Annotated in this window: 6 protein-coding genes; 3 read left to right on the top strand and 3 right to left on the bottom strand. The window is 42.4% G+C overall.

Annotation, left to right across the window (positions count from 1 at the left end; translation table 11 throughout):
- Nucleotides 1-185: 185 nt before the first annotated feature.
- Together MB09_RS13305 and MB09_RS16060 are read right to left on the bottom strand one after the other, a co-directional pair.
- Nucleotides 186-653 (bottom strand): DinB family protein, encoded by a 468-nt coding sequence (locus MB09_RS13305; protein WP_045081407.1) that lies wholly within the window; start codon nucleotides 651-653, stop codon nucleotides 186-188.
- 98 nt (nucleotides 654-751) lie between these two features.
- Nucleotides 752-940: a hypothetical protein gene (locus MB09_RS16060; RefSeq protein ID WP_131459925.1), complete on the bottom strand. Its 189-nt coding sequence runs from the start codon at nucleotides 938-940 to the stop codon at nucleotides 752-754.
- A 434-nt stretch (nucleotides 941-1,374) separates the two neighbouring features.
- On the opposite strand from MB09_RS16060, the gene MB09_RS13295 reads away from it, so the two are divergent.
- Nucleotides 1,375-4,236: a WD40/YVTN/BNR-like repeat-containing protein gene (locus MB09_RS13295; RefSeq protein WP_045081405.1), complete on the top strand. Its 2,862-nt coding sequence runs from the start codon at nucleotides 1,375-1,377 to the stop codon at nucleotides 4,234-4,236.
- A gap of 45 nt (nucleotides 4,237-4,281) precedes the next feature.
- Here MB09_RS13295 and MB09_RS13290 read toward each other — a convergent pair whose 3' ends face one another.
- Nucleotides 4,282-4,878, bottom strand: a complete 597-nt coding sequence (locus MB09_RS13290; protein ID WP_131459923.1) for a hypothetical protein — start codon at nucleotides 4,876-4,878, stop codon at nucleotides 4,282-4,284.
- A gap of 274 nt (nucleotides 4,879-5,152) precedes the next feature.
- On the opposite strand from MB09_RS13290, the gene MB09_RS13285 reads away from it, so the two are divergent.
- Nucleotides 5,153-5,809 carry a succinate dehydrogenase cytochrome b subunit gene (locus MB09_RS13285; protein ID WP_045081403.1) on the top strand — a complete coding sequence of 219 codons (657 nt, stop codon included), beginning with the start codon at nucleotides 5,153-5,155 and terminating at the stop codon, nucleotides 5,807-5,809.
- 17 nt (nucleotides 5,810-5,826) lie between these two features.
- Nucleotides 5,827-7,830, top strand: a complete 2,004-nt coding sequence (locus MB09_RS13280; RefSeq protein ID WP_045081402.1) for a fumarate reductase/succinate dehydrogenase flavoprotein subunit — start codon at nucleotides 5,827-5,829, stop codon at nucleotides 7,828-7,830.
- The last annotated feature ends 10 nt before the right edge of the window (nucleotides 7,831-7,840 follow it).

Genomic DNA, 7,840 nt, shown 5'->3' with positions numbered 1-7,840 from the left:
TTCTTCAACGGCCTGCGCGTCTGCACGGCGTCTTGCGCGGTGCAGTTGGGCTTCTAGACTGGCTTTAATATCGTAGCACAAAATTTAATTTTTAAAGGTATAAAACGGTCTCGTGTAACCGTCAATTACCGGTTAAATTAGCGTTTACTTTCGGTTTAGCACACACATTAGCTGTAGCGTTTTTTTTAATCCCATAATTTTGGTCTATCAATTTTCATTGCTCTTAAATACGACAAAAATTGCCCTGCATGAACTGATTCGTGATATCCAATCCGCAATAAATATTTTCCGAGTATTTTCTTTTCTCCGTTCCCTGGATGAATGATTTCGGTTTCGTTTAATTCCGTATCCGAAAATTGCCGTATACTTTCTATAAATGTTTTTCTATAAGGTTCGGCGAATTCAAGTTCATCGGTAACGCTAATGAATGGTCGGTTTTTCCAAGGTGTTTTATAATTCGTCATATCTCTTTGGTTAATAATAAGATTCCATCCATAATCAGCCTCCAAAACGTGTCTTATCATTTCTGACGCACTCATTGCTTTTTCGTCAGGTTTCCAATTATAATATTTCTCAGGTAGTCCATTCCAAAGTTTTATACTTCTTTCCCTTATTTCCGTAAAATTTAAAATTATAAGTTCAGATTGGCTCATTTTCTTTATTTTCGAGAATGTCGTTTTACATTACAGCCAACGTTTATACTCGTGTTGTGCTTAGTGTATTCTTTTTAATTGTCACAAGGAATTATAATTCATTCTCCATCCCTAACTTCATTTCCTTCAAACTCGTCAAAGCCAATAAAAGTTTGATTGTCACCTATAAATCGCTTTTTATATTCTTTTGAGATTTCCACATAATATCTTTTTGATTCACTTATCTGAAAGGTAAATTCTCCGATTTCGTTTGTATTACCACTTATTATTTCTTGAGTCGACCACATTGCATACCAAGGTTTTCCAATCCGCGTGATGACAATTTTTGCATAATTTATGGGTTCCTTTGTTTCCTCAATAACTGCCTTACAGGTAATATATAATTTAGAATCGAATAATAAGTTGAAATGATGGACATAAAACCACAAAAAGAAAATTAAAATTAGTGAGCCTAATATTGCATAAGTAAAGTTTTTTAGATTTAATTTTCATAATTAAAGACCTTGTGAAAAGTTCCGATTGAAATCTGATCAGTAACCATTAAGCACAACATGCAAATAAAAACTACATCCCGCTTATTCCCTTTTATATATCATTGTTCACCTCCAAATATACCAAAAAACAATTCTCTTTTTGAATCTTGGCAAATCTTGCATCGCTAAATTAAATCATTGCAAAACCCGCCCCATTTAAGTACCTTCATCTTTTCAAAACCATTCCCATGAACAAACTTTTCCTTTCGGTGCTTTGCCTGGCTACAACAATAGCTTTTTCGCAACAGCCAGCTACTCCCGCAAATAGTGTTGCAAGCGGCATTACACAAAAAACAGAATTGGCACAGGTTTCGGCTGTTAAAAACCTGCCCTTTAAAAGCATTGGCCCTACTATAATGAGCGGCCGGGTGGTAGATTTTGCCGTAAACCCAACCAATCCCATCGAGTTTTATGTAGGCTACGCCAGCGGCGGACTTTGGCATACAAACAATAACGGTACTTCCTTTACACCCGTAATGGACAGCAGCCCTACACAGAACGTGGGCTGCGTGGCGGTAGATTGGCAAAACGGCACCATTTGGGTTGGCACGGGCGAGGTGAACGCCTCTCGCTCTTCGTATGCCGGCATCGGGTTGCTGAAAAGCGAAGACAAAGGCAAAACCTGGCAAAATATGGGCCTTACCGACAGCCACCACATCAGCAGTATTCTTATAAATCCTTCAAATCCCAACGAAGTGATTGTGGGCGTGGTGGGTCATTTGTATTCTACTAACGACGAGCGCGGCGTTTTCAAAACCACCGACGGCGGCAAAACCTGGAGCAAAACGCTTTATATAAATGACGAAACGGGTATTATTGAAATTTCGGCTAACCCAAAAAATTTCAACACTATGTACGCCACGGCGTGGGACAAAGACCGGAAGGCGTGGAATTTTGACGGCAGCGGCCCGGGCAGCGAGGTTTATAAAAGCACCGATGCCGGAAGTACTTGGACGAAAGTTTCTACCGAAAACAGCGGCTTGCCCATTGGGAAAGGAATGGGCCGAATGGGCACTGCCGTGGTTGATGACAATACGGTTTATTTGATTGTGGACAACCAATTTCACCGAAAGGAGGAGCCAAAAAAAGAAGAAACGGATATTCTCACCAAGGACGATTTCAAAACCATGGATGTGGCTGCCTTTTTAAATTTGGACGATAAAAAGCTGAACCAATTCCTGAAAATGAACGGTTTTCAGGAAAAATACCGCGCTGAAAATGTAAAGCAGATGGTTCGCGTAGGCACCGTAAAACCAAAGGATTTGGCGAAATATTTGGAAGATGCCAACAGCGCCTTGTTCGATACGCCCGTAATTGGCGCCGAGGTTTACAAAAGCACCGATGGCGGAAAAACGTGGAAGAAAACCCACGACGGCTTTTTGGATGATCTGTATTATTCCTACGGATATTACTTCGGAAAAATTCATGTTGATCCAAATGATTCCAATAAAATCTATGTGTATGGCGTACCCATCCTGAAGTCTTCCGACGGCGGAAAGACCTTTAAAAGCATAGATGCAGATAATGTGCACGTGGACCATCACGCGCTGTGGATAAATCCAAAAATGCCGGGCCATTTAATTGATGGCAACGATGGCGGCGTAAACATAAGTTATGACGACGGCAAAACGTGGATAAAGAACAACGCGCCAGTGGTGGGCCAATTCTATTCGGTAAATGTGGACCACCAAAAAAATTACAACGTTTATGGTGGCCTGCAGGACAACGGCGTTTGGGTGGGGCCGCATGATTATGAGGCAAATCCCGGATGGCTGCAAAACGGAAAATATCCCTATGAATTTCTTTTGGGTGGCGACGGCATGCAAGTGCAGATTGACAGCCGAAATAGCGATATAGTCTATACTGGGTTTCAATTCGGGAATTATTTCAGGCTTGACCGCGCCAAGGATACCACGGTGTACATCCAACCGAAACACGAATTGGGCGAGAGCCCGTACCGCTTCAACTGGCAAACACCCATTTTGTTGAGTCCGCACAACCAGGACATTCTCTATTTGGGCGGAAATAAGTTGATGCGAAGTATGAACCAAGGCAATGACTGGACGGCAATTTCAGAAGATTTAACGCAGGGCGGAAAACCCGGCAATGTGGCCTACGGAACCTTGACGAGCATCAGCGAATCTCCTTTTCAGTTTGGATTGCTTTACGCTGGTAGCGACGACGGGCTGTTGCATGTTTCAAAGGATGCTGGCGGCAGTTGGACGAAGGTTTCGGATAGCTTCCCAAAAGATTTATGGGTGAGCCGCGTGATTGCTTCTTCACATAAAACGGAAAGGGTTTATGTTTCACTGAACGGCTACCGTTGGGACGATTTTAAACCCTATGTATATGTGAGCGATAACTATGGCGCTACTTGGAAGAACATTGGCAGTAATTTGCCAACTTCGCCGGTAAACGTAATAAAGGAAGATCCGGTAAATGAAGACTTGCTGTATCTGGGAACCGATAACGGCGCCTACGTTTCCTTTGACCGCGGCGAGAGCTGGGAGGTTTTCTCAAAGGAATTGCCCAATGTTGCGGTACACGATTTGGTAATCCAGCCCGAGGCGAAACATTTGGTTTTGGGCACGCACGGGCGGTCGCTTTATATTGCCGATATTTCATTGCTTCAAAAATTGAATCCAAAAACGATGGATGAAGTGGTAGTCGCGGAAATGGAACCTATAAACTTTTCACCCCGCTGGGGAAGCAAATTCAGCACTTGGGGCGAGGTGTATGAACCAAAAGCGAGAATCCAATTTTACAGTCCGCAAGCTGGAAGGGCAAATATTTCCATTAAAAATGAAGAAGGGAAAGAGCTGCGGAATATTTCAATGGAGGCAAATAAAGGCGTGAACGTTTTGGAGTATGATCTTGCCATTTCTGACCCGCCTGCCGAACGGGCAGGAAAAGGAAAAAGAGTTTTGGAAAACGGCGACACCAAATTGAAACATGCGGAGAACGGAAAGTTCTATCCTCCGAAAGGAAAGTATAAACTAACTGTTACTATTGAGGGCAAAGCCGCGGATATGCCTTTTGAGATAAAATAAAAAAAGAGGCAGCTGCCTCTTTTTTTTAAATCGAGTGGTTAAAGATTACATTCCGGAATTTGGATTCATCTTTTTCCATTCTTGGTATTTATCATATTGGGCGGGTTTTAGAATATCGTATAGAATTCCGTCCCGTTGCTTTAATAAATCCTTTTGATCAATAGTCAAACGTCTATTTTGGTTCTGCATTCTATCTATATAATCAGCATAACCACGTTGATATTTTAGAATTTGGTCTTCGCTCATATTTACGTAATCGTACATAGAGGCCATATCCACTTTTTTCAAACTAATCCAGTAAATATCAATTTCATTGTCATTTAACGTCCTGGATGTAGAAGCATCCATATTTTGGTTTTGCTCCATTTTGTTCTTTTGGTCCATCCTATTCGAATTATCGGTATCTGTCATAGCACGGCCTGTGGAACTAGTTCTGGTATCTGTAGAGGTATTTCTTGTGTTGATTGCAACATCTTGATCTGAATTTCTATCCCAAGAATTGTCGTCGCGATCGGCAACCTCTCTAATGGTTCCTTTGGTATCTGGTGTATTTTCTACTGTTGTAGATGCCGTTTGCGTATTTCCGCAGGAAAAGAGTGCTACGGAAAAGGTAGCAATTAATAGTGTTCTTAATGATTTCATAGTTTTCTTTTTTATTTTAATTTTCAACATATATTATCTTATGCAATAGAAATTACAATCAAATATCTCCATAAGTAGTTAACAATTAATTAATTAACCTCAAATTAAAAAAATTATAACAGTTTTTTACGATATAGGAATTGAAACCGGTTGCTTTGCTACACTAAAATACAGGTTATATCAAGTCTAAATAAGCAAGTTGAAGCCATATTTTTTTGGCAATGGTAGCAGGGTGGTGTATTTTTGTATTCCGAATTCTTGAAATAAAACCATAATGGCAATACTATCCTCTTCAATTGCACGAAAAGTTGCTATGGCGCTTTCCGGCTTATTTCTCGTGCTGTTTTTGGCACAACACTTTACCATCAATGTTACTTCGGTTATAGATCCGGATACTTTCAATAGCTGGTCGCACTTTATGGGGCACAATATTCTGGTGCAGTTCGTTCTCCAGCCTATTTTGATCTTTGGGGTGGTTTTCCACTTTATTATGGGAATCGTGCTCGAAATAAGAAACAACAACGCAAGACAGATCAGCTACAAATCCTTTAAAGGAAACAAAAACTCTACTTGGGCATCGCGAAACATGATAATTAGCGGCGCTGTTATCTTGGCATTTTTGGGACTGCACTTTTACGATTTTTGGTTTCCTGAGATAGTTCACAAATACGTAGAGAGCAATCCGCTGGATGGCACGCGTTATTATCCCGATTTGCTTCATAAATTTGAAAGTCCGGTGCGCACAGGCTTGTACTGTTTGGCTTTTGTGCTATTGGCGGTCCATCTTTGGCACGGCTTTTCATCGTCTTTCCAAAGTATGGGCTGGAACAACAAATACTCAAAAGGTTTAAGAGGGTTTACCCAAGTTTATGCAATAGCTATTCCCTTAGGATTTATTTTCATTGCTCTTTACCTTCACTTTATACAATAACCACGAAACGCAACGCTATGTCAGTATTAGATTCAAAAATCCCAAAAGGACCCTTAGCCGATAAGTGGACAAAACATAAAAACGATATAAACCTCGTTAACCCTGCCAACAAACGGAATATAGACATTATTGTGGTAGGTACCGGGCTTGCCGGTGGAAGTGCCGCCGCAACCCTTGCCGAATTGGGCTATAACGTAAAAACCTTTTGCTATCAAGATTCTCCCCGTCGTGCGCATTCCATTGCAGCGCAAGGAGGTATCAACGCCGCCAAGAACTATCAGGGCGATGGCGATTCAAATTACAGATTATTTTATGACACCATAAAAGGAGGCGATTACCGTTCGCGCGAGGCAAACGTGTACCGTCTGGCTGAGGTTTCAGCAAATATTATTGACCAATGTGTGGCTCAGGGTGTTCCCTTTGCCCGTGAATACGGAGGCTTTTTGGACAACCGTTCCTTCGGGGGCGTATTGGTATCGCGTACATTTTATGCGAAAGGGCAAACAGGGCAACAATTGCTCTTGGGCGCATATTCGGCAATGAACCGCCAGATAAACCGGGGAAAAATAACGCCCTACAACCGTCACGAAATGCTCGATTTGGTAATAATCGACGGGAAAGCACGGGGAATCATAGCCCGCGATCTGGTTTCGGGAGAAATTGAAAGACATTCCGCACACGCGGTGGTTATTGCTTCTGGTGGCTATGGAAACGTTTTCTACCTTTCTACAAATGCTATGGGAAGCAACGTTACCGCTTCGTGGAAAATCCATAAAAGAGGCGCTTATTTTGCGAATCCTTGCTATACACAGATTCACCCCACTTGTATTCCCGTTTCGGGAGACCACCAAAGCAAGCTGACTTTGATGTCTGAATCCCTTCGGAACGACGGAAGAATTTGGGTGCCAAAGAAAAAGGAAGATGCCGAGGCTATCCGCCACGGCAAGAAAAAACCGAACGACCTTTCTGCAGAAGAGCGTGATTATTATTTGGAAAGAAGATATCCTTCCTTCGGAAATCTTGTGCCGCGTGATGTGGCGTCGCGCGCCGCAAAAGAGCGTTGCGATGCTGGTTTTGGCGTAAACAAAACCGGGCAGGCGGTATTTTTGGACTTTGCCTCTGCCATTGAACGCTACGGAAAAGAGCAGGCAGCAATCCACGGAAACCACAACCCTAGCAAAGAAGAAATTACAAAACTTGGAAAACAGGTAATCGAAAATAAGTACGGCAATCTCTTCCAGATGTATGAAAAGATTGTTGATGAAAACCCGTATGAAACCCCAATGATGATCTACCCTGCGGTGCATTACACTATGGGCGGCATTTGGGTAGATTACAATTTGCAATCCACCATTCCGGGTTGCTATGTTACAGGCGAGGCCAACTTTAGTGACCACGGCGCAAACCGTTTGGGCGCTTCGGCGTTGATGCAAGGTTTGGCGGATGGATACTTTGTATTGCCTTACACCATTGGCGATTATTTGGCGCAGGACATTAAAACGGGAAAAATACCGACAGATACAAAGGAATTTGACGAAGCCGAAAAAAACGTCCGTGATTTGTTGGAAAAATTGATAAACAATAAAGGAACCCACTCTGTAGATCATTTCCATAAAAAATTGGGTCACATTATGTGGAACAAATGCGGTATGGCGCGGAATGCCGAAGGACTGAAAGAAGCAATGACTGAAATTAGAGCCCTTCGCGAAGAATTTTGGCGAGATGTAAAAGTTCCCGGCGGTATGAACGAATTGAACAGCGAACTTGAAAAAGCAACCCGTGTAGCAGATTTCCTTGAATTGGGCGAATTGTTTGCAAAAGATGCTTTAAATAGAAATGAATCTGCCGGCGGCCACTTCCGTGAGGAATACCAAACCGAGGAGGGAGAAGCCCTGCGCGATGACGAAAACTTTATGTACGTCGCGGCTTGGGAATACACCGGAGACCCCGGAAACGAAGTGCTTCACAAGGAAGAACTGGAGTATGAGAATATTGAGGTGAAGTCGCGGAGCTATAAGTAGGTTATTGAGT

The organism is Aequorivita vladivostokensis (assembly GCF_000952855.1).
Classification (GTDB): Bacteria; Bacteroidota; Bacteroidia; order Flavobacteriales; family Flavobacteriaceae; genus Aequorivita; species Aequorivita vladivostokensis.
The sequence above is the reverse complement of the archived record's forward strand: the minus strand, read 5'-3'. Positions and strand labels throughout refer to the sequence as shown.

Coding starts and splice junctions, on each gene's coding strand:
- MB09_RS13305 (WP_045081407.1), bottom strand. CDS start 653: ATGAGCCAATCTGAACTTATAATTTTAAATTTTACGGAAATAAGGGAA.
- MB09_RS16060 (WP_131459925.1), bottom strand. CDS start 940: ATGTGGTCGACTCAAGAAATAATAAGTGGTAATACAAACGAAATCGGA.
- MB09_RS13295 (WP_045081405.1), top strand. CDS start 1,375: ATGAACAAACTTTTCCTTTCGGTGCTTTGCCTGGCTACAACAATAGCT.
- MB09_RS13290 (WP_131459923.1), bottom strand. CDS start 4,878: ATGAAATCATTAAGAACACTATTAATTGCTACCTTTTCCGTAGCACTC.
- MB09_RS13285 (WP_045081403.1), top strand. CDS start 5,153: ATGGCAATACTATCCTCTTCAATTGCACGAAAAGTTGCTATGGCGCTT.
- MB09_RS13280 (WP_045081402.1), top strand. CDS start 5,827: ATGTCAGTATTAGATTCAAAAATCCCAAAAGGACCCTTAGCCGATAAG.